Annotated in this window: 20 protein-coding genes; 13 read left to right on the top strand and 7 right to left on the bottom strand. The window is 52.9% G+C overall.

From position 1 onward, the window contains the following. The first annotated feature begins 20 nt into the window (after positions 1–20). Positions 21–929 carry a gliding motility-associated ABC transporter ATP-binding subunit GldA gene (gene gldA, locus B4W65_RS06445; protein WP_088654317.1) on the top strand — a complete coding sequence of 303 codons (909 nt, stop codon included), beginning with the start codon at positions 21–23 and terminating at the stop codon, positions 927–929. Here the strand turns inward: gldA and pdxH are convergent, their stop codons facing one another. Further along, a complete protein-coding gene (gene pdxH, locus B4W65_RS06440; RefSeq protein ID WP_088654316.1) occupies positions 930–1,577 on the bottom strand; it encodes a pyridoxamine 5'-phosphate oxidase in 648 nt (215 codons plus the stop codon). 204 nt (positions 1,578–1,781) lie between these two features. On the opposite strand from pdxH, the gene B4W65_RS06435 reads away from it, so the two are divergent. Then, positions 1,782–3,086, top strand: a complete 1,305-nt coding sequence (locus B4W65_RS06435) for an acetyl-CoA hydrolase/transferase family protein (protein WP_088654315.1) — start codon at positions 1,782–1,784, stop codon at positions 3,084–3,086. A 91-nt stretch (positions 3,087–3,177) separates the two neighbouring features. Here B4W65_RS06435 and B4W65_RS06430 read toward each other — a convergent pair whose 3' ends face one another. Beyond that, positions 3,178–4,542: a UDP-N-acetylmuramate--L-alanine ligase gene (locus tag B4W65_RS06430; RefSeq protein WP_088654314.1), complete on the bottom strand. Its 1,365-nt coding sequence runs from the start codon at positions 4,540–4,542 to the stop codon at positions 3,178–3,180. A gap of 135 nt (positions 4,543–4,677) precedes the next feature. Between B4W65_RS06430 and B4W65_RS06425 the strand changes: the two genes are divergently transcribed. From B4W65_RS06425 to B4W65_RS06385, 9 genes are all read left to right on the top strand, one after another. Then, positions 4,678–5,397 (top strand): ComF family protein, encoded by a 720-nt coding sequence (locus B4W65_RS06425; RefSeq protein WP_146697728.1) that lies wholly within the window; start codon positions 4,678–4,680, stop codon positions 5,395–5,397. A gap of 155 nt (positions 5,398–5,552) precedes the next feature. Continuing rightward, on the top strand, positions 5,553–7,076 hold the full coding sequence (purH, locus tag B4W65_RS06420) for a bifunctional phosphoribosylaminoimidazolecarboxamide formyltransferase/IMP cyclohydrolase (protein WP_088654312.1): 1,524 nt from the start codon (positions 5,553–5,555) through the stop codon (positions 7,074–7,076). 12 nt (positions 7,077–7,088) lie between these two features. Next, positions 7,089–8,114, top strand: a complete 1,026-nt coding sequence (locus tag B4W65_RS06415; RefSeq protein ID WP_088654311.1) for a rod shape-determining protein — start codon at positions 7,089–7,091, stop codon at positions 8,112–8,114. Positions 8,115–8,181: 67 nt separating this feature from the next. Further along, positions 8,182–9,012: a rod shape-determining protein MreC gene (gene mreC / locus B4W65_RS06410; RefSeq protein ID WP_088654310.1), complete on the top strand. Its 831-nt coding sequence runs from the start codon at positions 8,182–8,184 to the stop codon at positions 9,010–9,012. Then, the gene (gene mreD, locus B4W65_RS06405) at positions 9,005–9,520 is read left to right on the top strand and encodes a rod shape-determining protein MreD (RefSeq protein WP_088654309.1); all 516 of its coding nucleotides are present in this window, start codon (positions 9,005–9,007) and stop codon (positions 9,518–9,520) included. The genes mreC and mreD overlap by 8 nt, the downstream gene beginning before the upstream one ends. 16 nt (positions 9,521–9,536) lie before the next feature. Beyond that, a complete protein-coding gene (gene mrdA, locus B4W65_RS06400) occupies positions 9,537–11,381 on the top strand; it encodes a penicillin-binding protein 2 (RefSeq protein WP_088654308.1) in 1,845 nt (614 codons plus the stop codon). Further along, a complete protein-coding gene (rodA, locus tag B4W65_RS06395) occupies positions 11,365–12,786 on the top strand; it encodes a rod shape-determining protein RodA (protein WP_088654307.1) in 1,422 nt (473 codons plus the stop codon). Before mrdA ends, rodA begins: the two co-directional genes overlap by 17 nt. A 210-nt stretch (positions 12,787–12,996) precedes the next feature. Beyond that, complete coding sequence (locus B4W65_RS06390; protein WP_088654306.1) at positions 12,997–14,298, top strand: KamA family radical SAM protein; 1,302 nt, start codon at positions 12,997–12,999, stop codon at positions 14,296–14,298. A gap of 57 nt (positions 14,299–14,355) precedes the next feature. Further along, positions 14,356–15,225 (top strand): lysylphosphatidylglycerol synthase transmembrane domain-containing protein, encoded by an 870-nt coding sequence (locus B4W65_RS06385; protein WP_240509499.1) that lies wholly within the window; start codon positions 14,356–14,358, stop codon positions 15,223–15,225. 36 nt (positions 15,226–15,261) lie between these two features. On the opposite strand, the gene B4W65_RS06380 is transcribed toward B4W65_RS06385, so the two are convergent. The 5 genes from B4W65_RS06380 to B4W65_RS06360 form a co-directional block, all read right to left on the bottom strand. Further along, positions 15,262–15,729, bottom strand: a complete 468-nt coding sequence (locus tag B4W65_RS06380; RefSeq protein ID WP_088654305.1) for a regulatory protein RecX — start codon at positions 15,727–15,729, stop codon at positions 15,262–15,264. Beyond that, positions 15,729–17,096: an NAD-dependent succinate-semialdehyde dehydrogenase gene (locus B4W65_RS06375; RefSeq protein ID WP_088654304.1), complete on the bottom strand. Its 1,368-nt coding sequence runs from the start codon at positions 17,094–17,096 to the stop codon at positions 15,729–15,731. Before B4W65_RS06375 ends, B4W65_RS06380 begins: the two co-directional genes overlap by 1 nt. Positions 17,097–17,109: 13 nt before the next feature. Then, positions 17,110–18,066, bottom strand: a complete 957-nt coding sequence (gene metF / locus B4W65_RS06370; RefSeq protein ID WP_088654303.1) for a methylenetetrahydrofolate reductase [NAD(P)H] — start codon at positions 18,064–18,066, stop codon at positions 17,110–17,112. A gap of 38 nt (positions 18,067–18,104) precedes the next feature. After that, on the bottom strand, positions 18,105–21,839 hold the full coding sequence (metH, locus tag B4W65_RS06365) for a methionine synthase (protein WP_088654484.1): 3,735 nt from the start codon (positions 21,837–21,839) through the stop codon (positions 18,105–18,107). Positions 21,840–21,951: 112 nt separating this feature from the next. Continuing rightward, positions 21,952–22,839 carry an AraC family transcriptional regulator gene (locus B4W65_RS06360; protein WP_146697727.1) on the bottom strand — a complete coding sequence of 296 codons (888 nt, stop codon included), beginning with the start codon at positions 22,837–22,839 and terminating at the stop codon, positions 21,952–21,954. Between the two features lie 156 nt (positions 22,840–22,995). Here B4W65_RS06360 and B4W65_RS06355 point away from each other — a divergent pair, with 156 nt between their 5' ends. Together B4W65_RS06355 and uxuA are read left to right on the top strand one after the other, a co-directional pair. Next, a complete protein-coding gene (locus B4W65_RS06355) occupies positions 22,996–23,811 on the top strand; it encodes an SDR family oxidoreductase (RefSeq protein WP_088654301.1) in 816 nt (271 codons plus the stop codon). A gap of 14 nt (positions 23,812–23,825) precedes the next feature. Then, complete coding sequence (gene uxuA, locus B4W65_RS06350; RefSeq protein ID WP_088654300.1) at positions 23,826–25,043, top strand: mannonate dehydratase; 1,218 nt, start codon at positions 23,826–23,828, stop codon at positions 25,041–25,043. The last annotated feature ends 65 nt before the right edge of the window (positions 25,044–25,108 follow it).

Here is a 25,108-nt window from a genome sequence, read left to right as displayed (position 1 = left end):
AAGGCAAAATTGTTTGGTCTATGTCCATTTCCGTTTCGCAAATCAGCAAAAATTACGGTCGCCAAAAGGCCCTCGACAAAGTATCTTTCGAAATCTCCTCCGGTCAAATCGTCGGCTTTCTTGGCCCCAACGGAGCCGGAAAATCTACCATGATGAAAATCCTGACCGGCTACCTGCCGCCCTCCGAAGGCGAAGTAAAGGTTTGTGGCTACCCGGTGCGCGAAAACGCACTGGCCTTACGGCGAAAGGTGGGCTACCTACCCGAGCACAACCCCCTGTACCTGGATATGTACATTGCCGAGTACCTGCACTTTGTGGCGAAGGTGTACCAAATCGAACAGGCAGCCAAACGGGTGGCAGAGGTTATGGAAATGACGGGACTGGGTCCCGAACAGCATAAAAAAGCGGCTGCCCTCTCGAAAGGCTACCGTCAGAGGGTGGGACTGGCCCAGGCTTTGTTGCCCGACCCGGAGGTGCTGATTCTGGACGAGCCGACCTCGGGCCTGGACCCCAACCAGATCAGCGGAGTTCGGAAACTAATTGGAGATTTGGGCCAGTCTAAAACGGTTTTGCTGTCTACCCACATCATGCAGGAGGTAACGGCGCTGTGCGAGCGGGTCATCATTATTGACCAGGGGCGCATAGTGGCCGATGAGCGGGCCAATGCACTGGACAACACCACCGGACAACAGCAAATATGGATAGAAGTACTGTTCGACCGCGAACCAGATAAGGAACGCTTGCAGGCCTTGCCCGGCATTGTGCAACTGCGCCACGAAAACGGCAAGTGGCTCCTCGGCACCGAGGGCGACAAGGACTTGCGCCCTGAAGTATTTCGTTTTGCGGTACAAAACGACCTGGTAATACTGGAAATGCGGCAACACCAACCCTCCCTCGAGAACATATTCCGGCAACTGACGGCGCATTAATCAGGGTGCCAGCACAGCAAGCCGCCAGCCTGAAGGCGCCGACGGTACGTAACGGTAACGCTGGTGCAGACGACCGGGGCGCCCCTGCCAAAACTCATACCAGTCGGGCACTAAAAGGTAACCGCCCCAGTGGGGTGGACGCGGCACCGGGCGTCCCTTAAAACGTTCCTCCACTTCCCTGAAACGCTGCTCCAGCACCTCATAAGCGCTCACCTCCTCGCTCTGTGGCGAGGCCCAGGCCCCCAACTGACTGGCACGGGGTCGTGAAGCAAAATATGCATCAGAAAGCTCCGGAGACAACTGCTGCACCTTTCCCCCTACCCGGATCTGGCGCTCCAGCAGGGGCCAAAAAAACAGGACACTGACCCAGGGATTTTCCGCCATTTCCTGCCCCTTGGCACTCTGGTAATTGGTATAAAAAACCAAGCCGCCCTCCTCCAATCCCTTCAACAATACCACCCGGGCGTGGGGATGTCCGTCGGCACCGGCCGTTGCCAGAGTCATGGCATTGGGTTCAGGATGCTCTACAGCGATGGCCTCATCTAACCATAACTGCAATTGCTGCCGGGGATCGGCGGCCAAATTTTCCGGAGCCAAACCTCCCCGGGTAAACTCCTTACGCAATCCTGCCAAATCTTTAGTAGCCATATACAAGCCCTCCTTTTATTTAATGTATATCTAAAAACAACGCATCCTTCATCCCGGTTCCGAACAAAGCGACAAAATGGTTCAAAAAGCTATTATGCAACACATTTTCAGGGGATAAAAATACCATTTAAAACACTAATTTTGCAGCGTCTTAAAAACAGGTATTCTTTTAACAACCATAATATCTCATAAAACTAGCAAAAAATGGCTTACAAAACAGTTACAGCCGAAGAGGCGGTGAAGGTGATCAAGTCGGGCGACCGCATCCACCTGAGTAGTGTGGCGGTGACCCCTCATGCCTTGATCAGAGCGATGGTAGAAAGAGGTCGCAACAAAGAGTTTGAAAATGTTCGCATCCAGCACATTCACACCGAAGGTCCTGCCCCCTATGCAGAGGCCGAATTTGAAGGCATTTTTCAACTGGAATCCTTTTTCGTAGGCGGCAACGTGCGCAAAGCCACGCAGGCAGGCTATGCCGATTACATTCCTGTTTTCTTGAGCGAAACCCAGAAGCTGATTCGTCAGGGCTACCTGAAGGTAAACATCGCGATGGTTCAGGTTTCTCCGCCCGACAAGCACGGCTATGTATCGCTGGGCACCTCGGTAGATGCTACCCTGGCCGCTATTGAAACTGCCGATGTTGTTATTGCCCAGGTGAACAAATTTGTACCCCGTGCCTGGGGCGATGCCATGATCAGCATCAAAGAGATTGATTATTTTGTAGAGCACGACGAGCAGCTTTACATCCACAATAACGCACCCCTTTCCGAAACCGAAAGAGCCATCGGTCGCAATGTTGCCGCCCTGGTAGAAGACGGCGCCTGTTTGCAAATGGGTATTGGTGGTATTCCCAATGCCGTATTGGCCGAATTGGGCAACCACAAGGACCTGGGTGTACACACCGAAATGTTTTCGGACGGCATTCTTCCCCTGGTAGAAAAAGGCGTAGTCAACGGAAAAAGAAAGCAGATCGATAAAGGCAAAATGGTGGCCTCGTTTTTGATGGGCTCTCAGGCCTTGTACGATTTCATTGACGACAACCCCGAAGTAGCCATGATGGATGTGGGGCACACCAACGGCATTCAGGTGATTCGTAAAAACCACAAGGTGACCGCCATCAACTCGGCCCTTTCGGTTGACATAACCGGCCAGGTTTGTGCCGACTCCATTGGCACCACCCATTACTCGGGCGTAGGGGGCCAAATCGACTTTATCCGTGGTGCCGGTCACTCCGAAGGCGGAAAGCCCATCATCGCCATGCCTTCCATCACCTCAAAGGGCGTTTCCAAGATATCACCCACCCTTATGGAAGGGGCCGGAGTAGTAACTACCCGTTCGAACATGCACTGGCTGGTCACCGAGTACGGCGCCATCAATTTGTATGGAAAGACGCTGCAGGACCGTGCGCGCGCCATCATTTCAGTGGCCCACCCCGATCACCGCGAGATGCTGGACAAGGCGGCTTTCGAGCGCTTCGGATCGCACTATCACTTTGTAAGCGGAAAATAAACAGGTCGCAGCTGAGCTTAAGCGCCGGCTTATCCCAAACAAAAGCCCCGGACATCCGGGGCTTTTTTATTTCCAGGACCTGGCGGGGACCCTAATCCCAGTTCAATTCTTCTGCCACAAAGTCCTGCACCTTCAGCCCGCCAAAGTTGCCTGAAGTCATGATCAGCAGATTGGCTTCCTGCAAGGAGAAGCCCCTGAGGCGCTCCAGCAGGTCGGCGTTCGAAGTCACCACTGCCGTTTCCGGCAGACCAAAGGCCTGTGCCACCTCCGCAGCCGACACCTCAGGCAAACGCTTGTGCGCCAAAACCTGGGGATTAAAATACACCAGGGCCTCGTCGGCCAGAGCCATACTGCCCTGGTACTGGGGCAAAAAATCCTTGTTGAGACTGCTGAAAGTATGCAATTCCATGCAAGCCAGGAGCCGACGTCCGGGATACTGCTCCTTAACGGCGGCAATACTGGCCCTTAACTTAGAAGGCGCGTGCGCAAAATCATAAAAAACGGCGGCGTCTCCTTTTTCGCGCAACACTTGCAAACGGCGTGCAGCCCCCTTAAAGCTGGCCATAGCTTCCAAAAACTGTCCGGCACTCAGTCCCAGCTGTTGGCAGACTTTCAAGGCACCCGCCATATTCTGGCGGTTGTGGGCACCGAACACAGGCACCGGCCAGCTGCGCTCCCCGTACCAGATGCAGGACGGTCCCTCCGCCTCCCGCTGCGCCAGTTCCGAATAAGGCTCCACCCTAAAGGGCCAGGTGTTTTCAGCAAACAATTTTTGCAAAACAGAATCGCCACTAAACCAGGTTAGGTAGCCACTGTCATCAACAGTTTCTGCAAACAAACGAAACTGCTCATTGTACTTTTCCTGGGTGGGAAAAACATTGATATGATCCCAGGCCACCCCGGTCAACAAAGCCAAATGCGGACGGTACCACAAAAACTTGGGCCGCAAATCAATGGGCGACGACAAATACTCATCGCCTTCGAACACGGCAATTTTGGCTGTTTTGGACAAGCGCACCATGGTTTCGAAGCCCTCCAACTGCGCCCCCACCATGTAATCAAAGTCCACCCCCTGAAAACGCAGAGCGTGCATAATCATGGACGTAACGGTGGTTTTGCCGTGACTGCCCCCAATCACCACCCGGGTCTTGTCGCGACACTGCTCGTACAAATACTCGGGATAGGAATACACCTTGAGACCCAGCTCCTGCGCACGCAACAACTCCGGATTGTCCGGCCGGGCATGCATGCCCAATATAATGGCATCCAGCTCCCGGGTAATCAGCTCCGGCTGCCAACCCTCCCCGGCCGGCAAGAGTCCCCGCGCAGCCAGTCGGGAACGACTGGGCTCAAAAACCTCATCGTCGCTGCCACTCACCTCAAAACCATTTTCGTGAAGCGCCAAAGCCAAATTGTGCATGGCACTGCCCCCTATTGCTATAAAATGTACACGCATAAATTTTCTGATTGTTCTTTCAAAAATAAGGAATAAAGCGGGGCCACCGCTACCCGGCGACAAAAATTTATCGACCGCTTGCCCAAAAGGGCAAAATTGTGGAACTTGTCTGCTTCAAGCGCTAACCCGACAAACATGCCCAACTTAAAGCCGATAATACCGCGATGGCGCGACTGGTGGGACGGACTCCTAAGCCTGCTCTTCCCGGAATACTGTCGCCATTGTGGCCAGGCACTCAACCAATACGAAGATTTTCTTTGTCGACAGTGTCTCAGTCGCCTACCAGCCACCCACTACGAGTCCAATCCCGAAAACCCGGTGGTCCAATCCTTCTGGGGCAGGGTCCCGGTCGACTACGCCACCTCCCTCTATCACTTTCGCAAGGGAGAAGTCCTCCAAAACCTCTTGCACCAGCTCAAGTACCGCAATCAACCGGAGGTGGGACAGCTGCTGGGGCGCATCAGCGCCCAGCACCTGCTCCGGTGCAGGGATTTTCCGCAACCCGACTGCCTCATTCCCGTGCCCCTGCATCCCTTAAAGGAAAAGCAACGCGGCTACAACCAATCCCTCCTAATAGCCCGGGGCATGGCCGAAGTGCTGCAACTGCCCATCATGGATCAGGTGCTGATACGCCGACACTACAAGCCCTCACAAACCCGAAAAACGCGCTACGAAAGGTGGGAGAATGTGAAAGACGCCTTCGCACTCAGTCCGGCCCATCCGGACTACACCCACTTGATGCTGGTCGATGATGTGCTGACCACCGGGGCCACTCTCGAAGCCTGTTGCCGCACCCTGAACCAAATTCCAGGAGCCAAAATCAGCATCGTAACGGTAGGTTTTGCGTCAAAATAAACCTAAAAACCGGGCAGCATAGAAAAACAGGCCAGGCGACAAGAAAAGAATCTGTATGTATTCGGCCTGTAAACCCTCAACAAAAAGCCGAAATTGCGTTGCCAACTGTGCTTATTTTCTTATTTTTGCGACTATTGAAAGAAATTTTACACACAATGAGCGCAACTAAGAAAATAAAATCCGCCCTGATTTCTGTTTTTTATAAAGACGGACTCGACGAAATTGTTAAAACCCTTGATCAACAAGGCGTAAAAATATACTCCACCGGAGGAACGCAAACCTTTATTGAGCAGCTGGGCGTTACGGTAACGCCTGTGGAAAATCTCACCGGCTATCCCTCCATTTTGGGCGGTCGGGTAAAAACCCTCCACCCGGGTGTTTTTGGCGGCATTTTGGCCCGACGCGAAGAAACCACCCACCTGCAACAACTGGAGGAATACAAAATTCCCGAAATCGACCTGGTCATCGTGGACCTTTACCCCTTTGAGGAAACCGTAGCCTCCGGGGCCGACCACGCCAGCATCATCGAAAAAATTGACATTGGCGGCATTTCACTGATACGGGCAGCAGCCAAGAATTATAAAGATGTGGTGATTGTGCCCTCCCAAAAGCAGTACGAAACCTTGCTGGACCTGCTGAAAAAGCAAGACGGCGCCACTACCCTGGACGATCGACGCTGGTTCGCCACTGCCGCCTTTGCCGTATCTTCGGGTTACGACAGCGCCATCTACAATTATTTCAGCCACGAAGAATTCCCCGCCCACCGCGCTGCAGTGGACGAGCAGAAAAGTCTGCGCTACGGTGAAAACCCCCACCAAAAAGGCATTTTCTATGGCCGGCTCGACGATGTTTTTGAGCAGGTACACGGCAAGGAAATATCCTACAACAACCTGCTGGACATTGATGCAGCCGTTGCCTTAATTGCCGATTTTGATGAAACAACCGTAGCCATCCTCAAACACAACAATGCTTGCGGTTTGGCCTCCCGGCCCAACCTCACCGAGGCATGGAACGATGCCCTGGCCGGCGATCCGGTTTCGGCCTTTGGCGGCATCATCATCACCAACACTGCGGTAGACGCCGCTGCTGCTGCTGAAATGGACAAGATATTTTTTGAAGTTATACTGGCTCCGGCCTACGATGCAGCGGCTCTGGAAATTCTCAAAAAGAAAAAGAACCGCATCATTTTAATTCTGAAACAGCAAGCCCAGCCCGCGCTTCAATCGCGCACCCTGCTCAACGGCGTACTCATTCAGGAGCGCGACACCAAAACCGAAACTGCGGACGACCTGAAAAGTGTAACCCAGAGCGCGCCCAGCGCAAAAGAAATCGAAGATTTGCTGTTTGCCAACAAAATAGTGAAGCATTCCAAGTCCAACGCCATCGTACTGGCCAAAAACAAGCAGCTGATTGCCAGCGGGGTGGGACAAACATCCCGGGTAGATGCACTTAAACACGCCATCAGCAAAGCCGGATCCTTCGAATTTGACCTAAAAGGAGCAGTAATGGCCTCCGACGCCTTCTTTCCTTTTGCCGATTCGGTGGAGCTGGCCCAAAAAGCAGGCATCACCGCCGTTATACAACCCGGAGGTTCCATTCGCGACAACGAGACCATCACGTTTTGCGATCAAAACAACGTTTCCATGGTATTTACAGGAAACCGCCATTTCAAACATTAAAAAAACATCAGCATGGGATTGTTTTCCTTCCTCTCACAAGAATTGGCGATGGACCTGGGTACCGCCAATACCATCATCATCCACAACGACAAAATTGTAGTGGACGAACCCAGCATCGTAGCCCTCGACCGCCGCAGCGACAAGCTGGTGGCCATTGGAGAGAAGGCGCGGCAAATGCATGGGAAGACCCACGACAACATCTACACCATACGCCCCTTGCGCGACGGGGTAATTGCCGACTTTAACGCCGCCGAGCAAATGATTCGGGGGATGATTAAAATGATGGATCAGAACAAAAAGCGGCTGTTTACGCCCTCGTTGACCATCGTGGTCTGTATTCCCTCCGGCAGTACCGAAGTGGAAATCCGCGCCGTACGCGACTCTGCCGAGCATGCCGGCGGACGCGAAGTGTACATGATCTATGAGCCCATGGCTGCCGCCCTGGGCATCGGCTTGGATGTAGAAGCCCCCGAAGGACACATGGTGGTGGACATCGGTGGTGGTTCTACGGAGATTGCCGTTATTTCACTCGGAGGCATAGTCACCAACAAATCCATCCGCATTGCGGGCGACGACCTCACGGCCGACATTATGGAGTACATGCGCCGCCAACACAACATTAAAATTGGCGAGCGCACCGCCGAAGAAATCAAAATCCGCGTGGGCTCTGCCCTGCCCGAACTCGACGAGCCGCCGGCAGACTACATTGTAAACGGTCCAAACCAAATGACCGCCCTGCCTATTGAGGTGCCCGTATCCTATCAGGAAATCTCCCACTGTCTGGAAAAATCCATTTCCAAAATGGAGACCGCCATTCTAAATGCGCTGGAACAAACGCCCCCCGAATTGTATTCCGACATCGTAAACAAGGGCATTTACCTGGCTGGAGGAGGTGCCTTGCTGCGCGGACTCGACAAGCGTTTGACCAACAAACTGAACATCCCCTTCCACATTGCCGAAAACCCGCTGCACGCCGTAGCCAGAGGTACCGGCATCGCCCTCAAAAACAGGCACAAGTTTTCGTTCCTGTTGCGCTAAAAGATCCTCTTCGGACAGGCTCGCGGAGCCTGTCCGAAGTTTAAAGCTTTAAAAACGTTTCGGCTGTATGAGAAACTTCATCCGTTTCCTCCTCAGATACCACCTCTTTTTTCTGTTTCTTTTCCTCGAAACGATCAGTTTTTACCTGTTGGTGAATTACAATCACCATCACCGCCAGACCTTTCTCAACTCCTCGGGACGCTTTGCAGCCGGCGTGCTGCAAATTTCCTCCACCTTCAGCGACTATTTCAGTCTCAAGCGCGCCAACGAAGAGCTCTCCAGGGAGAACGCCTTTTTACGCAGTCAGCTCCCCAGTCCCGAACAATTTGAGGCCGACCGCCCCTTTGGACCGGGACAAACACCCGCCACCCTCAACTACCTTTTCAGGCCGGCGAGTGTCATCAACAACTCGGTCAACAAGCACCACAACTACCTCACCATCAATCGCGGAGAGAGCCACGGCATTGAAGCAGGAATGGGCGTAATTTCAGCCAGGGGACTGGTCGGTGTGGTACGCCACACCTCAAAAGGGTACGCCACCGTGATATCCCTCCTCAACACCCAGCTGAAAATATCGGCAAAACTGAGAGAAACCAACCACTTTGGCTCCCTGGAATGGGATGCCCGCTCGTACCAACACGTGCTGCTCAATGAAATTCCCGCCCACGCACCAGTGGCGGTAGGCGATGCCGTCGTTACCAGCGGCTTTTCCGCCATCTTTCCGGAGAACATCCTTATTGGCACCATCGAGGATTTTGAACTCAACCAGGGCGAAGGCTTTTATGTCATTCGGGTCAAGCTGTCGATCGACTTTAAAAACCTGACCCATGTCGAAGTGGTGGAAAAAATTGATCGCGAAGAAATCAACGAACTGGAAAAACTGACCGAAAATGATTAACTACCTGGGGCGCTACCTGCTAAGTTTTGCAGCCATCCTGCTGATTCAGATTCTGGTACTCAACAACCTGAATCTGGGCGGCTACGTCAACCCCTGGCTCTACGTGCTGTTCCTACTCATCCTGCCCGTAGAAATGCCGGGCTGGCTGCTGCTGATCATCGGGTTTTTTACGGGACTGCTGATGGACCTTTTTCTGAACACCATCGGCATGCATACCGCAGCCACCGTTTTTCTTTGCTTTTTGCGCCCCTCACTTTTGCGCATCTTCGCCCCCCGCGATGGTTACGAACCGGGCAGTCTGCCCACCCGCGCACATTTCGGACTCGCCTGGTTCATGAAATACGCCAGCCTGGCCGTAGTGGCCCATCACCTCTTCCTCTTCTTTACCGAAGCCTTTGGTTTTTCCAAGCCTGGAGCCACCCTCTCCAAAACCCTGCTCAGTTCCGCCGCCACCCTGGCGGTCATCCTCCTGGCCCAACTCTTCAGCAGTCAACAAAAAAGAATTTGATAAAACCAGATAAAACGTGGGAAACAGCAACCGAGCCATAATCATCAACATCGCCTTTGTGCTCATCGGACTGATCTACATCGTCCGCCTGTTTGTGCTGCAGGTGGTCGATCCCTCCTACAAGTTTTATGCAGAAAGCAACACCCAACGCCAGCTCACCCAATATCCCTCCCGGGGACTCATCTACGATCGTAACGGAAAGCTTCTGGTAGCCAACCAGCCGGTTTACGACCTCATGATCGTGCCCCGCGAAGTAACGCCTTTCGATACCCTGGCCTTCAGTCAGGCCCTGGGCCTGCCTCACGACCAGGTACGCGAGCTCTTTGCGGAAGTCCGCAACAACCTTCGCAGCCGGAAAATATCCAGCTTCAAACCTTCCGTATTCTACAAACAGCTGTCGGCCGAACAATACGCCGTATTGCAGGAACAGCTCTACCTGTTTAAGGGTTTCTTTGCGCAACGCCGTACCGTTCGCAAGTACGAATACCCCCTGGCCGCCCACGTTTTCGGTTATGTAGCCGAAACCAACGAAAACCACCTTAAAAACGATGCCTATTACAGTCTGGGCGACTACACCGGCATCAGCGGCATAGAGCGCACTTACGAAACTTTTCTTCGTGGCGAAAAAGGGGCACGCTACATCCTTGTAGACGTGCACGGCCGCGAAAAAGGGCCCATGCGCGGAGGGCGCCTCGACACCGCAGCGGTTGCCGGCAAAGATGTTACCCTGACCCTCGACATCGACCTGCAAGCCTATGGCGAGCTGCTCATGCAAAACAAAAGCGGCAGCGTGGTGGCCATAGAGCCCTCCACCGGAGAAATCCTCAGTCTGGTCAGCAGTCCCGGCTACGACCCGGCCCTGCTCGTAGGCCGCGAGCGTTCCCGAAACTTTCCGGCTTTGGTGACCGACAGCCTCTCCCCCCTGCTCAACCGGGCCATCATGTCGGGCTATCCGCCCGGCTCCACCTTTAAAACAGTAATGGCACTTATTGCCATGCAGGAAGGCGTATTGCGCAGCAACACCACCCACGTCTGCAACAACGGTTTTTATGCCCGCGGCGTCCACGTAGGTTGCCACCCCCACCGCAGTCCCCTCAGCCTGGTCCCCTCCCTGGCCAATTCGTGCAACGCCTATTATTGTTATGCCTTTCGCGATGTACTCGATAACCCCGCGCTCGGCTCGCCCAAGGAGGGACTCGATCACTGGAGCAATTACCTCCACAACTTTGGTTTTGGGCAAAGACTGGGCAGCGACTTTTTCAATGAAAACCCGGGCTTCGTGCCCAATTCCGAATATTTCAACCGCCTTTACCGCGGCAGCTGGGGTTCGCTCACCGTCATTTCCCTGTCCATTGGTCAGGGCGAATTGCTCACCACCCCCATCCAAATGGCCAACATGACCGCCGCCATAGCCAACCGGGGCTGGTACCACACCCCCCATGTGGTCAAAGCCATAGAAAACGACACCATCCCCTCACGTTTTAAAGAACGTCACAACACAGGAATCGATTCGATTCACTTTGAGCCGGTTATTGAGGGAATGGAACAAGCCATCCTGGGTGAAATCGGTGGTACCGCCCGCCTGGCCCGCATTCCCGGCATCGACATCTGCGGAAAGACCGGCACCGCCCAAAATCCCCACGGCGAGGACCACAGCATTTTCGTCGCTTTTGCCCCCAAAGACGATCCAAAAATCGCCATTGCCGTTTACGTAGAAAATGCCGGCTTCGGTTCCAGTTGGGCAGCCCCCATAGCCAGTCTGATGATTGAGAAATATTTAACCGAGAACATTCACCCCTCCCGCCACTGGCTGGAGCAACGAATGCTCAATGCCAATTTTATAGATGCACAGCAGGAATAGCAACACACAAAGTATCGATTGGGTCAGCATTGTACTGTACCTGCTTCTGGTTGGTTTTGGCTGGGTCAACATCTACGCCGCCAATACCGAAGCCGACAGTCCCGTATTTTGGATCGCCAACAAAGAGTATGTAAAACAATTGATCTGGATTGGATTTTCCTTGTTGACCGTTGGTATCCTGTTGCTCATCGACAGCAAATTCTACGTAGAATTTGCTTACCCCTCCTACATTCTGGGCATCCTCTTACTGCTGGCCGTCCTCATCGTTGGCGTGGAAGTCAATGGCGCCAAGTCCTGGTTTCAACTGGGGGCCTTCCGTTTTCAGCCCGTTGAACTGGCTAAGGTGGCAACCGCCCTTACCCTGGCACGTGTGCTCAGCCGCTTCCAATTTTCCTTTACCAGCTGGCAGGATCTGCTGTTACTGGGCTCCGTATGGTTGTTGCCGGCCATCATCCTGGTCCTTCAAAACGACCTGGGTTCCGGCCTGGTTTTCATGGCCTTTCTACTGCCCTTCTATCGCCAAGGCATGAGTCCCTACGTCCTGGTACTGGGTCTGCTGGCCGCCCTCATCTTCGTACTCACCCTCCTCCTCCCAAATTACAGCATTCTGTTGCTGATGGCAGGCACCTTCTTTGCCATCCTTCTGTTTCACAAATACCGAAAAGAAACGCTCATGGCCCTGGGGGCAGCAGCGGGGGTATACGGACTAATGGCCTTGTTGATGCAGGTTAACAGCGGCGCCGTCAACCACGATTTGGCCCTGCTTAGCGGCATGGGACTGGCCAGTCTTGGCTTGGGCTTTAAAGCCCTACTGCGACGTTTGCCCACCGTCGGCATTTATTTGCTGCTTTTTTGGTCGTCGGTAGGCTTCGCTTACAGTGCCGACTACTTTTATGAAAATATGCTGGGCGAGTACCAGCGCTCGCGCATTCTGGTACTGCTTAATCTGAAAAACGACCCGCAAGGAGCAGGCTACAACGTAAATCAATCCAAAATAGCCATCGGCTCAGGAGGCTTTTCCGGGAAAGGCTTTTTACAGGGAACCCAAACCAAGTTCAATTTCGTTCCCGAACAGAGCACCGATTTTATTTTCTGCACCGTTGGCGAAGAGTGGGGCTTTTTGGGAACCACCAGTGTCATCCTTCTGTTTCTGTTTTTGCTGATGCGACTCACCTACCTGGCCGAACGACAGCATTCCGCCTTCAGTCGCATCTACGGCTACGGCGTGGCAGCCATCTTCTTTTTTCACCTGGCTGTAAATGTCGGAATGACCATCGGACTGGCGCCAGTGATAGGAATTCCTTTGCCCTTTTTCAGTTACGGAGGCTCCTCCCTGTGGGGCTTCTCCATCCTGCTCTTCATCTTTTTGAAGCTCGACACCAATCGGGGACAAGTGCTGCGCTAGTCCCCGCCAGCTGGAAAATTCACTTGTCGGCCTCCCTGATTTTTCGTATATTTGAACGAAAATTGGGAAGAAGCGCCCAATACCTCACGATCATCCGATAACAACCGGCCTCTTACGTTCCATTGCGAGCCAATGGCAGCTTTGAAAACTGCCACAGATGAGACATCGACTCACATATTTATTTATATACATATAATTACGAGTATGCCTATGAAGTATCAGATTTATACCGCACGGAATTACCGTCAAATACCACAAATCAGTCAAGTGTCGCAGGAGGATTTGCGGAGCATAGAAATTGTGGCACACGTGCTGCCTTTCAAAACAAACAACTATGTAGTTAATGAGCTCATCGACTGGGACAACTATCAAAACGACCCCATTTTCATTCTCAACTTCCCGCAAAAAGGAATGCTCAGTCCCGAGCATTTTTCTAAAATGGCCAAAGCAGTCGACGCCGGAGCCGACACCGCCACCCTGCGTAAAACAGCCGACGAAATAAGACATCAGCTCAACCCCCATCCGGCGGGACAAACCCACAACGTACCCGAAGTTAACGGAGAAAAGCTCACAGGTGCTCAGCACAAATACAACGAAACCATGTTGTTTTTCCCCTCCCAGGGACAAACCTGCCACGCCTATTGTACCTTCTGCTTTCGCTGGCCCCAATTCACGGGCATGGACAACATGAAGTTTGCCATGAAAGAAATAGACAATGTCATTGCCTATCTGCGTCAACACAAAGAAATCTCCGATCTTCTTATAACGGGCGGCGACCCTATGGTAATGAAGGCATCGGTGCTCGACACCTACATCAGTCGCCTGCTTGAGGCCGACTTACCCCATTTGCAGACTATACGCATCGGCTCCAAATCGCTCTCCTTTTGGCCCTATCGTTATTTGAGCGACCCCGATGCCGAAGAAGTACTTCAAATATTTAAGAAAGTCAGCGACTCAGGAAAATCTCTGGCCTTCATGGCCCATTTTAACCATCCCCGGGAACTGGAAACAGAGGCGGTTCAAGAAGCCATAAAAAAAATACGGGCCACAGGAGCACAAATTCGCACCCAATCGCCCCTCCTTAACCACATCAACGCCAGCGCCCAGGTTTGGGCCGACATGTGGAAAAAGCAAGTTGGTCTGGGACTCATCCCCTACTATATGTTCATTGCCCGCGATACTGGTGCGCAGGAGTACTTTGGGGTAAGCCTGCACCGTGCCTGGGATATTTTTCAGCGCGCCTACACACGCGTTAGCGGTATTGCACGCACCGTCAGAGGTCCCAGCATGTCCTGTACCCCCGGAAAGGTTCGGGTTTGCGGCATCACAGAAATACATGGTGAGAAAGTCTTTGTGCTCGAGTTTATTCAGGGCCGAAACAACCAATGGGCCACCCGCCCCTTCTTTGCCAAATACGATCCCAACGCTTTATGGATGGACGATTTACAACCAGCCTTTGGAAAAACGGAATTCTTTTTTGAAGAAGAATTGGCCGAAATGCTGCTCGATTAAAAAAAACAGAGGGACAATCGGACAAAAAGTTTATTTTTGTGCTTGCAAGCGAGGTCAATGAAGCACCAGAAAACCATAAAACTCCTTTTGAAAATCATCATCAGCGGCTTTGCCCTGTACTATGTATTTTCGCACATTAACCTCCACAACATCGCCCGTGAACTGCGTGCGGCACACAGCCCCTGGCTGCTGGCTGCCCTCTGTTCCTATGCCCTTTCGCAAATTGCTGCAGCGTTCCGCTTAAAGGTTCTTTTCCAACGCATCCCCATACCCATCAATCACCTCGAAAACATCCGCCTCTACTGGCTGGGACTGTTTTACAACCTCTTTTTACCCGGGGGTGTAGGTGGGGATGGCTTCAAGGTCTATTTACTGGGCAAGCACCTCAACAGCAATTTGCGCAAAACACTGGGGGCCATACTTTCCGATCGCATCAGCGGCCTGACGGTAATTGTCGTGTTTCTATTGGTGCTTTTGCCCTTTTTAGACTATCCCCTGCCCTTAAAGGACTGGGCATGGACAGGCATTCCCATGGTGGTGGTGGCGTTCTGGCTCTTTCTGCGCCTCTTCAACGCATCCCTGCTGCCGGCTTGGGCCCCAACCCTGGGCTGGGCCTTGATGACACAGCTCCTGCAAATGCTGGCTGCCCTCCTCCTGCTGCAAGCGCTGCCCACCTCCGCAGGAGAACCCTTCAACGCCTATTTGTTCCTCTTCTTCCTCTCGGCCATCGCCGGCTCGGTACCCATCACCTTAGGAGGCATTGGTGCACGCGAACTCGTATTCTTATGGGGAGCACAATACCTGGGCATCAACGAAGACACAGCCGTTGCCCTGAGTCTGCTGTTCTATGTAGCCTCAGCCCTCACCGCCCTGCCGGGAATTGTATTTACCTTTCAACCCGGAAAAATTCTCCAACGCCATACTTAGCTGCGTAAACACCAATAAATATGGACAACCGTCCGGCTACAACAAACCTTCAGCTTTCAAACGATCAAGCACCGCAGCAATCTCCTCAAATGCAAAACCCCGGGAAGCCCCAAAGCGAAGCAAGGCCTGCTTTCTCTTGTAGGGATCATCCTGACGCAGCAAACGCAGCTTCTGGCGCAGCCCCTGCTCCAATTGACTGCCAAAAACATCTTCCTCCAACGTGGCCAATGCATCCTTTATCACCTCTTCAGACAAGCCCTTCTGGCGCAGATTCCAAATAATTTTTGTGGGTCCCCACTTATTAAAACGGGCCTTATCGCGCACATACACGCCGGCATAGCGCCCCTCATTAATAAAATCCTGCTGAATCAGCTGTTGCATCAATTGCTCTACCTCTCCGGCCTCCAGCTCCCACTTCAACAACTTAGCGCGAATGTCGGAACAGCAATACTCCCGACGCGCACAAAGCGCAGTAATCTTCTGATAAGCTTTCTCCAATTCCATCAGCGCAGCACCACAGTCTTGAGGTTCATAAATTCATGCAGGCCCCAAAGGCCAAGCTCACGCCCATAGCCACTTTCCTTGATTCCACCAAAGGGCAGGCGCGGATCGGAACGAACAAAATCATTAACAAAGCAACATCCTGCTTCCAATTCAAATTCGGCCAGCTTCCGCCCTTTTTCGGCATCAGCGGTAAAGACAGCGGCGCCCAAGCCAAAACTGGTGTCGTTGGCCAGACAAACGGCCTCATCCGCATCGCTTGCTTTTATAAGAACAGCCACGGGGCCAAACAGTTCTTCATGATAGGCTGGCATTCCGGGCTTAACATCGGCCAGCACCGTGGGCGGATAAAAAGCAGCAGGATAGGCTTCCGGATTGCCCCCCAATAAGAGTCGGGCACCCTTGTGCACACTGTTGTTCACCTGAGCCTCCAGATCAAGGCGCAGATTGTTCCGGGCCAGCGGTCCCACCTCCGTCCCCTCCTCCATGGGGTCGCCCACTACAGCAGCCCTCATCAAAGCACATACTTTCTCGGTAAAAGCTTCGTAAACAGGCGCCTCCACAATAAAACGCTTGGCCGAGATACAACTTTGTCCCGCATTGGCCAAACGCGCCTGCACACACAGGGCAGCAGCCCTGTCGAGGTCGGCATCTGCCAAAATCAAATAGGGGTCACTGCCCCCCAGTTCCAACACCGATTTCTTCAAATGTCGACCCGCCAGTTCGGCCACGCTGCGACCCGCCGGCGTGCTGCCGGTAAAAGTAACCGCCTGTACCCTGCGATCGCCAATGACCCGATCAATCTTTCTACTGCTGATCAATAAGGTTTGAAAGACTTTGGAAGGAAAACCTGCATCCAAAAACAGCTGTTCAATTGCCAAAGCACAGGCCGGCACGTTGGATGCATGTTTCAAAAGAACGGTGTTCCCGGCCAGAAGCGCCGGGGCAGCAAAGCGAAAGACCTGCCAAAAAGGATAATTCCAGGGCATAATGGCCAGTACGGGTCCCAGCGACTGAAAACTCACATAAGACCTGCTGTATTCGGTGGGGACGTCCATCGACCTCAAAAAGGCGGGACCATTATCCGCATAATAGCGACAGACCCAGGCACATTTTTCCAACTCGGCACGAGCCTCCTTCAGTGGCTTGCCCATCTCCAGCGCCATCGTAAAAGCCAGTCCCTCCTTCTGCTGCTCCAACTGCTGCGCTAAAGTTTGCAGCAAGTCCACCCTTTCTTCAACATTGCTGCGCCGCCATTGGTACCAGAGGGTTTGTGCATCGTCGAGCGCCTCATCCACAGCAGCCCATTCCCATTCTTCATAACTGCGCACCACCTCGCCAGTAGCTGGATTAATCGACTTCAACATCATTGGGAGCCTCCTTTCAATATATTTGCTCGGCCACCTTACGCACGCTCTGGGTGGCCATCATGGTATAAAAGTGCAACAATTTTACGCCATTGTCCAACAAATCCCTGGCCTGCATGGTGGTCCACTCCACACCCACACGAGCCGCCTCCTCATCGGTCTTGCAAGTCCGCAAAGCCTTGGCAAAGTCCTCCGGAATATCGGTATGGAAAATCTTGGGCAACACCGTCAGCTGATTCTTCAGGGTGATGGGCTTTAAGCCGGGCACAATCGGCACCGTAATCCCGGCTGCCCTGCACTTTTCCACAAAAGCAAAATACTTGCTGTTGTCAAAAAACATCTGGGTCACCACGTATTCGGCCCCTGCATCCACCTTCTTTTTCAACCAAAACAAGTCCGAATCCAAATTCGGTGCCTCCTCATGCTTCTCAGGGTAACCCGCCACCCCAAAACTGAAGGGCGTTTCAAAAGCCTCGGCCAGGGTCTCGTCTAAAAACACCCCCTTATTCAGGTTGTTGACTTGTTCTATCAATTCTATGGCATAGGCATTGCCTGCCTCAGCGGGTTCGTAAAAACGATCGCGCTGCGCCTTATCGCCACGCAGCAACAAGACATCGTGTATGCCCAAAAAATTAAGATCGATTAGGGCGTACTCCGTTTCACTGCGCGTAAAACCACTGCAAATGATGTGCGGCACCACCGGTATGCCGTAGCGGTGCTTAATGGAAGCCGCCACAGCGACAGTACCGGGTCGCTTACGCGTTACCTTGCGCTCATAAAGGCCTCCGTCCGCACTTCGAAAAACCACCTCATCACGATGCGAGGTGATGTTGACAAACAAAGGCTTAAAATCCTTTAGAGCATCGATGGTGCGGTACACCCGACTGATGCTGTTGCCCTTAAGCGGGGGCAACAATTCAAAGGAAAAAGCAGGAGCCTTAAGCTCCCTTATGCTTTGGGCTGCGGTGGTCATAAAAAACAATTTATCCGGGTTATGTATCTTTTAAGCAATTAACGATAGGCGAGATTGGACGGCATCCATTTTTCCACCTCCTGGGCGGGTACGCCCTTTCGACGCGCCAAATCCTCCACCTGATCGCGCTGAATATTGCCCACGCCAAAGTAAATGGCCTCAGGATGTGCCAGATAGATGCCACTGACGGCGGCATTGGGATACATACTAAAATGCTCGGTGAGCGAAATGCCCGCCTTTTCTTCAGCCTGTAACCACTTGAAAAGCGTGGCCTTTTCGCTGTGATCGGGGCAGGCCGGATAGCCCAGGGCGGGACGAATGCCCCGGTAGCGCTCGCGAATCAGGTTGTGGTGATCAAAAGCTTCATCGGGTGCATAAGCCCAAAACTCCTTACGCACCCTAAAGTGCAGCAGCTCCGCAAAAGCCTCCGCCAGACGGTCGGCCAGGGCCTTCAACAAAATGGCACTGTAATCGTCATCGTCGGCCTCAAATTGAGCAATCCAGGGCTCAATACCCTCTCCGGCACTCACGGCAAAACCGCCGATATAATCCTGTTTCCCACTCTCCTTTGGGGCCACAAAATCTGAGAGACAGTAATAATGTTCCTTGCCCGGCTTTTCCTGCTGTTCGCGAATATGATGAAAGGTAAATAAATGCTCTTGGGGCCGCTCAGGGTGGTAGACTTCAATGTCGTCGCCCACGCTGTTGGCGGGGTATAGGGCAAAAACGCCCCGTGCCTTCAGCATTTTATCTTTTTGTATGCGTTGCAACATAGCCTGGGCATCTCGCCAAAGCTTTACCGCCTCCCTGGCTCGTGCTTTGGCATCCTCACTACCAAAGCGCTTCAGCCACTCCTCTTCAGAGGCAGCATCCACCACGCCCTCAATCCCCTCATAACTTCCCGTCAGGCGCCAGGCATGGAAAAAGAAAGTCCAATCGATAAAGGGCAGCAATTCAGCAATCGGATAATCGTCCAGCACATGCAAACCGGGCTTTTTGGGGAGCACCGGAGCCGCCTTATCCCAGTCGATGACGTACTTACGCTTACGTGCCTCTTCGATGGCCAGATACTTCCGTTCTTTCTTTCCGGCATTGGCCACCCGAAGACGTTCGTACTCAGCAGCAACGCCTTTGGCATAGTTCTCCCGATCGCGCGACAAGAGGCCGCCAACCACCTGAGCGCTGGTCGAGGCATCCTTGACATACACCACCGGGCCCGAATACACCGGGTCAATTTTAACCGCAGTATGCACGCTGGAAGTCGTTGCCCCGCCAATCAACAACGGCAGCTTCATCCCGCGCCGCTCCATCTCCCGACCCACATTCACCATCTCTTCCAAAGAAGGCGTAATGAGTCCACTCAGTCCCACAACATCCACTTCCCTTTCAACCGCCTCCTGTAAAATACGATCGGCCGGTACCATCACGCCCAAATCAATGACATCGTAATTGTTGCAAGCCAGTATTACCCCCACGATGTTCTTTCCAATATCGTGCACATCGCCCTTTACGGTGGCCATCAAGATGCGACCGGCCTTGGTGGGTTCTGCACCGGAAGCCCGCTTTTCTTCTTCAATAAAGGGCTGCAACCAGGCCACGGCCTTTTTCATCACCCGGGCGGTTTTAACCACCTGGGGCAGGAACATTTTTCCTGCTCCAAAAAGGCCCCCTACGATGTTCATACCATCCATCAGAGGCTGTTCAATAATGTCGAGGGCAAAGGGGTACTTGGTCCGCGCCTCGGCCAGGTCTTCCTCAATGTAATCGGCTATCCCTTTAATAAGACTGTGGTGCAGACGCTTTTCGAGCGGCTCGTCGCGCCAGGCATCCCGGGCTGCAGCAACGCCTCCTTCTTTCGCCAGCTTGTAGGCCTCGGCCTTATCAATAAGACGCTCGGTAGCATCGGCGCGACGGTTCAACACCACATCCTCCACCAGCTCCAGCAAATCGGGTTCAATTTGGTCGTAAATCTGCAACATACCGGGATTCACAATTCCCATATCCATTCCCGCCTGAATGGCGTAGTACAGAAAAACCGAATGGATGGCCTCCCGAACGGTGTCGTTGCCCCTGAAGGAAAAGGACAGGTTGCTTACGCCGCCACTCACCCGGGCATAAGGCAGATTTTCTTTGATCCATCGGGTGGCTTTAATGTAGTCCACCGCATAATTGTTGTGCTCCTCAATCCCGGTAGCAATAGCCAGCACATTGGGATCGAAGATGATGTCCTGGGGCGGCAGTTTCACCGTCTCGGTAAGCAAGCGGTAGGCCCGCTCGCAAATCTCAATGCGGCGTTCAAAACTATCGGCCTGCCCCTTTTCATCAAAGGCCATCACCACCACGGCAGCGCCATAATCGCACAGCAAACGTGCCTGCTCCAAAAAGGGAGCTTCCCCTTCTTTGAGACTGATGGAATTGACCACACATTTGCCCTGCAGGCATTTGAGTCCCGCCTCCAAAACTTCCCAGCGCGAGGAGTCGATCATAACCGGGAGACGGGCAATTTCAGGTTCGGCAGCCATCAGATTCAAAAAGGTAACCATCTCCTTTCTGGCATCGAGCATGGCGTCGTCCATGTTCACATCGATGATTTGCGCACCCCCTTCTACCTGGTCGCGCGCCACCGAAAGTGCCTCCTCGTATTTTTCATCACGAATGAGCCGTGCAAATTTCTTCGACCCCGCCACATTGGTCCGCTCCCCCACGTTCACAAAGTTGGAAGTCTTATCGATACTCAAGGGCTCCAAACCACTCAAACGCGTGGTGACCTCCAGCTGAGGGGGGACGTGGGGCCGACCGTCCTTAAGTAAGGCAGCAAAGGCCGCAATGTGCCTGGGCGTTGTTCCGCAACAGCCGCCCACAATATTCACCAAACCCTGCTTCAGATAGTCCAGAATCTGGGGCGCCATTTGCTCGGGCGTTTCGTCGTATTCGCCAAACTGGTTGGGCAGACCGGCATTGGGATAGGCACTTACGTAAAAGGGGACCTTCCGTCCCAACTCCTCCACATACATGCGCAAATCCGAAGCCCCAAAGGAACAGTTCAGTCCAATGGAAAACAAGGGCTCGTGCGATACTGAAATGATAAAAGCCTCCAGGGTTTGTCCCGACAAGGTGCGCCCGCTGGCATCGGCCACGGTGACCGAAACCATAATCGGGAAGTCTTCGATATTGCGCTTACGCAGCTCCCGGCGGATACCAAAAAGAGCGGCCTTGGCGTTGAGGGTATCAAAAATGGTTTCGAGCAGTAAAATGTCGGCGCCCCCGTCGAGCAGGCCGGCGGCCTGCTCGGCATAAACTTCGGCCAAATCGTCGAAAGACACTGCCCGGTAACCGGGATTGTTCACATCGGGCGATAAGGAGGCGGTTTTATTGGTGGGACCCATGGAGCCCGCCACAAAGCGGGGACGCTCAGGGGTACTGAACTTTTTAGCCGCTTCGGCAGCCAGAGCTGCCGAAGTCTTATTGAGTTCGTACACCAAATCTTCCATGCCGTAATCGGCCTGCGAAATCCGATTGGCATTAAAGGTATTGGTCTCAATAATGTCGGACCCCGCCTCCAGATATTGCTCATGAATGCTGGAGATAATGTCGGGCCGGGTCAGCGACAACAAATCGTTGTTGCCCTGTACCGGAGAGTTATGTGCAGCAAAACGAGTTCCTCTGAAACCCTCTTCACTCAATTTGTATTGTTGAATAAGGCTGCCCATGGCGCCATCCAACAAGAGGATGCGCGCTGCAGCGGCCTTGTGCAGTAGTTCTGTGTTGTTCATGATCCTGGTATGTATTATCTGTCCAAAAAAGTGCAAAAAAAAAGCATCGACACTGCCAAACCACAAATATAAGCATTAATAGGCACAAATAAAGCCCTTGAAAATGACAGGATTAAGCCTCTTCACCGGGTGACTGAACCCCATTCTCCTGAAAGACAGCAAGGTACTCACGGGGACTCACCCCCATCCGGTTTTTAAAAAAGCGATTGAAATTGGATAAGTTGTTGAAACCACAGTCGTAACAGATCTGAGTGATGGACGGAGCACCCTCCTGCAACAACTTGCAAGCATAACCCACCCGCATCTCGTTGACATAGCGCACCAGGGTTTGACCGGTACGCTGCTTAAAATAGCGACTGAAGGCCGCCGGATTCATCCCCACATGGGCAGCCAGTTCCTCCAGCCGCAAGGTGCGGGTATAATTCAGGTGAATAAAGTTGAGCACCTTTTCGAGTCGATGTTCGCCCTGCAAAGAGGGTTGGACGGCGTATTCGGGGGAGGCCAACAAACGAAAATGTTTGCTGCGGGCCATTCTATTCAACAAATCCAAAAAGCACAACAAGCGCGCAAAACCCTTAAGATCGTAAAGTTTCTTCAAGAGCTGCCCCAGGTCCCTATTCTCGGGAAAAGGAAAATGAACCCCTCTTCCGGCACGCAGCCACAAATCACGAATGGCCGACATTTCGGGATAATTCTGAATGGCCTTCTCCATAAAATCGGGAGAAAACTGTACGACAATGGCCTGCACCCTTAAGCCGGAGTTTTCATTGTAATAAGCCTGATTGTTTTTCCAGTAATGGGGCAGGCGACTGCCCACCAGAACCAAATCGCCCTCTGTGAAGACTTCCATACTGTCGCCAACAAAACGGGTCCCCGAACTTTGCAGAACAAAAACCATCTCCATTTCGCCGTGGGCATGCCAGGGAAAGGTAAAGTGCGGAAAATCATTCCACTTGACTCTAAGGGGACTCTGATCGGGCAAAACCGATTGTTCGTGCAAAAGCGGGGGTGTTGCCGGGCTTTTCAAAATAAGCAAAGATAGTATTAAGGCAGGCAAAATAAGTATTTGTTGCCAAAACTCAAAGCCCCTAACTTTGTTGTTTCAATAAACCAAGGAGGCTGCCCCAAACACAGCCTCTTCTAAAAGAATGAGATCATGCCACAGGGAAAATTTGATTTGAACGGCCGTGTAGCCGTAGTAACCGGAGGAGGAGGCGTACTGGGAAGCAGTATTGCCAAGAGCTTACTCGAAGCAGGCGTTAAAGTGGTGATCCTCGACATTCGCCAGGAAGCCCTCGACAACAGAATGGCCGATTTGAAGAAAGCAGGCACTGTAAAAGGACTGGTTTGCAACGTGCTCGACCGGGAGAGTCTCACCGCCGTGCGCGAACAAATTGTAGCCGACTGGGGACGCATCGACATACTGGTGAATGCTGCAGGCGGAAATATGCCCGGCGCTACGCTTACCGAAGAACAAACCATCTTCGACATGAAGTTTGAAGATTTCAATAAGGTAAACGATCTGAACCTCAACGGAACGGTTTATCCCGCCATCGTTTTTGGCGAAGCCATGGCCAAACAAGGCAAGGGCAGCATCATCAATGTTTCGTCTATGGCCACCTATTCGGCCATCACAAGGGTTCCGGGCTACTCGGTAGCCAAGACCGGTGTAAACATCTGGACCCAATGGCTGGCGATGGAGATGGCGACCAAATTCGATGAGAAAATCCGGGTCAACGCCATTGCACCAGGCTTTTTCATCGGCGACCAAAACCGGGCTGTGCTGATCAACCCCGACGGCAGTTACACCGAGCGCAGTAAAAAGGTGCTGGCCCGCACCCCTATGAAACGCTTTGGCGACATCACCGAACTCAACGGCATTGTTCAGTTCCTTTGCAGCGACGACGCCAGTTTCATCACCGGTACCATTATTCCTGTAGATGGCGGCTTCAGTGCATTCAGTGGCGTATAAGAAAAAATTAAGGTATGGCATTTGAGAAAACCTGGCGCTGGTTTGGGCCCAAAGACGCACTTAGTCTGGCCGAACTCAGACAAATGGGCATAGAGGGCGTAGTAACCGCCCTCCACCACATTCCCAATGGCGAAGTGTGGCCGGTAGCAGAGATCATGAAGGTGAAGCGCGACATTGAAGCCCATGGGATGCGCTGGAGCGTAGTGGAGAGTCTCCCGGTTTCAGAAGGCATTAAAACCCAGTCGCCCGACTCCCCCCGCCTGATTAAAAACTACCAGCAATCGCTCCGCAATCTGGGCCAATGCGGCATCGACACGGTGGTCTACAATTTTATGCCGGTACTCGACTGGGTGCGGACCGACTTGCATTACCTGCTGCCTTCGGGGGGCGAGGTGATGTATTTCGACTTTCCGACCTTTGTGGCCTTCGACGCCTACATTTTAAAAAGGCCGGGTGCCGAGAAGGACTATCCGACAGAAATTGTGGAAAAGGCCAAAGAGCGCATGCAAAGCATGACGGAGGAAGAAGCCGAAAAACTGGCCTACAACATCATTGTGGTGACCCAGGGCTTTATCGACGGGGTAGTGGATGGTTCCACCCCCGATTACAAGAAAGTCTTTTTGAGTTTCATCGACACCTATCGCGAAATTGGTCGCGACAAGCTGCGCCAGCACCTGTCGGACTTCATTCAGGCGGTGGTCCCCGTTGCCGAGGAGGCCGGTATCAATATGGCCATTCACCCCGACGACCCGCCTTTTCCGGTACTGGGCCTGCCGCGTATTGTCAGCACAAAGGAAGACCTGGAATGGATTGTCGCCCAACATCCCTCTACGGCCAACGGCATCAACTTCTGCACCGGCTCGCTTTCGATACGCAGCAGCGAACAGCTCACGGCCATGGTTCAATCGGTAGGCCACCGCATCCATTTTCTGCACCTGCGCAACAACGTCTTGCTGCCCGACGGCTGCTTTCACGAATACGGCCACATCCATGGGGTGGTGGATATGTATGCAGTAATGAAAGCCCTCTTGCAGGAACAAAGGCGAAGAAAGCAAGCGGGAAGAAAAGACCATCGCATGCCGGTGCGACCCGACCATGGAATTAAATTACTGGACGACTTCAAGCGCCAGGCTAACCCGGGTTACCCGCTTGTTGGCAGACTCAAAGGACTGGCTGAACTCGCAGGTATGGAGATGGCCATTGAGCGACAATTGGACGAAAGCGGGCATTGATGCTGCAAGCAAAATGCAGGCTCCAGCTTTTAAGACGAGCGTACAAACAACTCCAACAAAAAAGT

This window comes from Geofilum rhodophaeum (assembly GCF_002210225.1).
Classification (GTDB): domain Bacteria; phylum Bacteroidota; class Bacteroidia; order Bacteroidales; family Marinilabiliaceae; genus Geofilum; species Geofilum rhodophaeum.
The sequence above is the reverse complement of the archived record's forward strand: the minus strand, read 5'-3'. Positions and strand labels throughout refer to the sequence as shown.

Coding starts and splice junctions, on each gene's coding strand:
- gldA (WP_088654317.1), top strand. CDS start 21: ATGTCCATTTCCGTTTCGCAAATCAGCAAAAATTACGGTCGCCAAAAG.
- pdxH (WP_088654316.1), bottom strand. CDS start 1,577: ATGGCTACTAAAGATTTGGCAGGATTGCGTAAGGAGTTTACCCGGGGA.
- B4W65_RS06435 (WP_088654315.1), top strand. CDS start 1,782: ATGGCTTACAAAACAGTTACAGCCGAAGAGGCGGTGAAGGTGATCAAG.
- B4W65_RS06430 (WP_088654314.1), bottom strand. CDS start 4,542: ATGCGTGTACATTTTATAGCAATAGGGGGCAGTGCCATGCACAATTTG.
- B4W65_RS06425 (WP_146697728.1), top strand. CDS start 4,678: ATGCCCAACTTAAAGCCGATAATACCGCGATGGCGCGACTGGTGGGAC.
- purH (WP_088654312.1), top strand. CDS start 5,553: ATGAGCGCAACTAAGAAAATAAAATCCGCCCTGATTTCTGTTTTTTAT.
- B4W65_RS06415 (WP_088654311.1), top strand. CDS start 7,089: ATGGGATTGTTTTCCTTCCTCTCACAAGAATTGGCGATGGACCTGGGT.
- mreC (WP_088654310.1), top strand. CDS start 8,182: ATGAGAAACTTCATCCGTTTCCTCCTCAGATACCACCTCTTTTTTCTG.
- mreD (WP_088654309.1), top strand. CDS start 9,005: ATGATTAACTACCTGGGGCGCTACCTGCTAAGTTTTGCAGCCATCCTG.
- rodA (WP_088654307.1), top strand. CDS start 11,365: ATGCACAGCAGGAATAGCAACACACAAAGTATCGATTGGGTCAGCATT.
- B4W65_RS06390 (WP_088654306.1), top strand. CDS start 12,997: ATGAAGTATCAGATTTATACCGCACGGAATTACCGTCAAATACCACAA.
- B4W65_RS06385 (WP_240509499.1), top strand. CDS start 14,356: ATGAAGCACCAGAAAACCATAAAACTCCTTTTGAAAATCATCATCAGC.
- B4W65_RS06380 (WP_088654305.1), bottom strand. CDS start 15,729: ATGGAATTGGAGAAAGCTTATCAGAAGATTACTGCGCTTTGTGCGCGT.
- B4W65_RS06375 (WP_088654304.1), bottom strand. CDS start 17,096: ATGATGTTGAAGTCGATTAATCCAGCTACTGGCGAGGTGGTGCGCAGT.
- metF (WP_088654303.1), bottom strand. CDS start 18,066: ATGACCACCGCAGCCCAAAGCATAAGGGAGCTTAAGGCTCCTGCTTTT.
- metH (WP_088654484.1), bottom strand. CDS start 21,839: ATGAACAACACAGAACTACTGCACAAGGCCGCTGCAGCGCGCATCCTC.
- B4W65_RS06355 (WP_088654301.1), top strand. CDS start 22,996: ATGCCACAGGGAAAATTTGATTTGAACGGCCGTGTAGCCGTAGTAACC.
- uxuA (WP_088654300.1), top strand. CDS start 23,826: ATGGCATTTGAGAAAACCTGGCGCTGGTTTGGGCCCAAAGACGCACTT.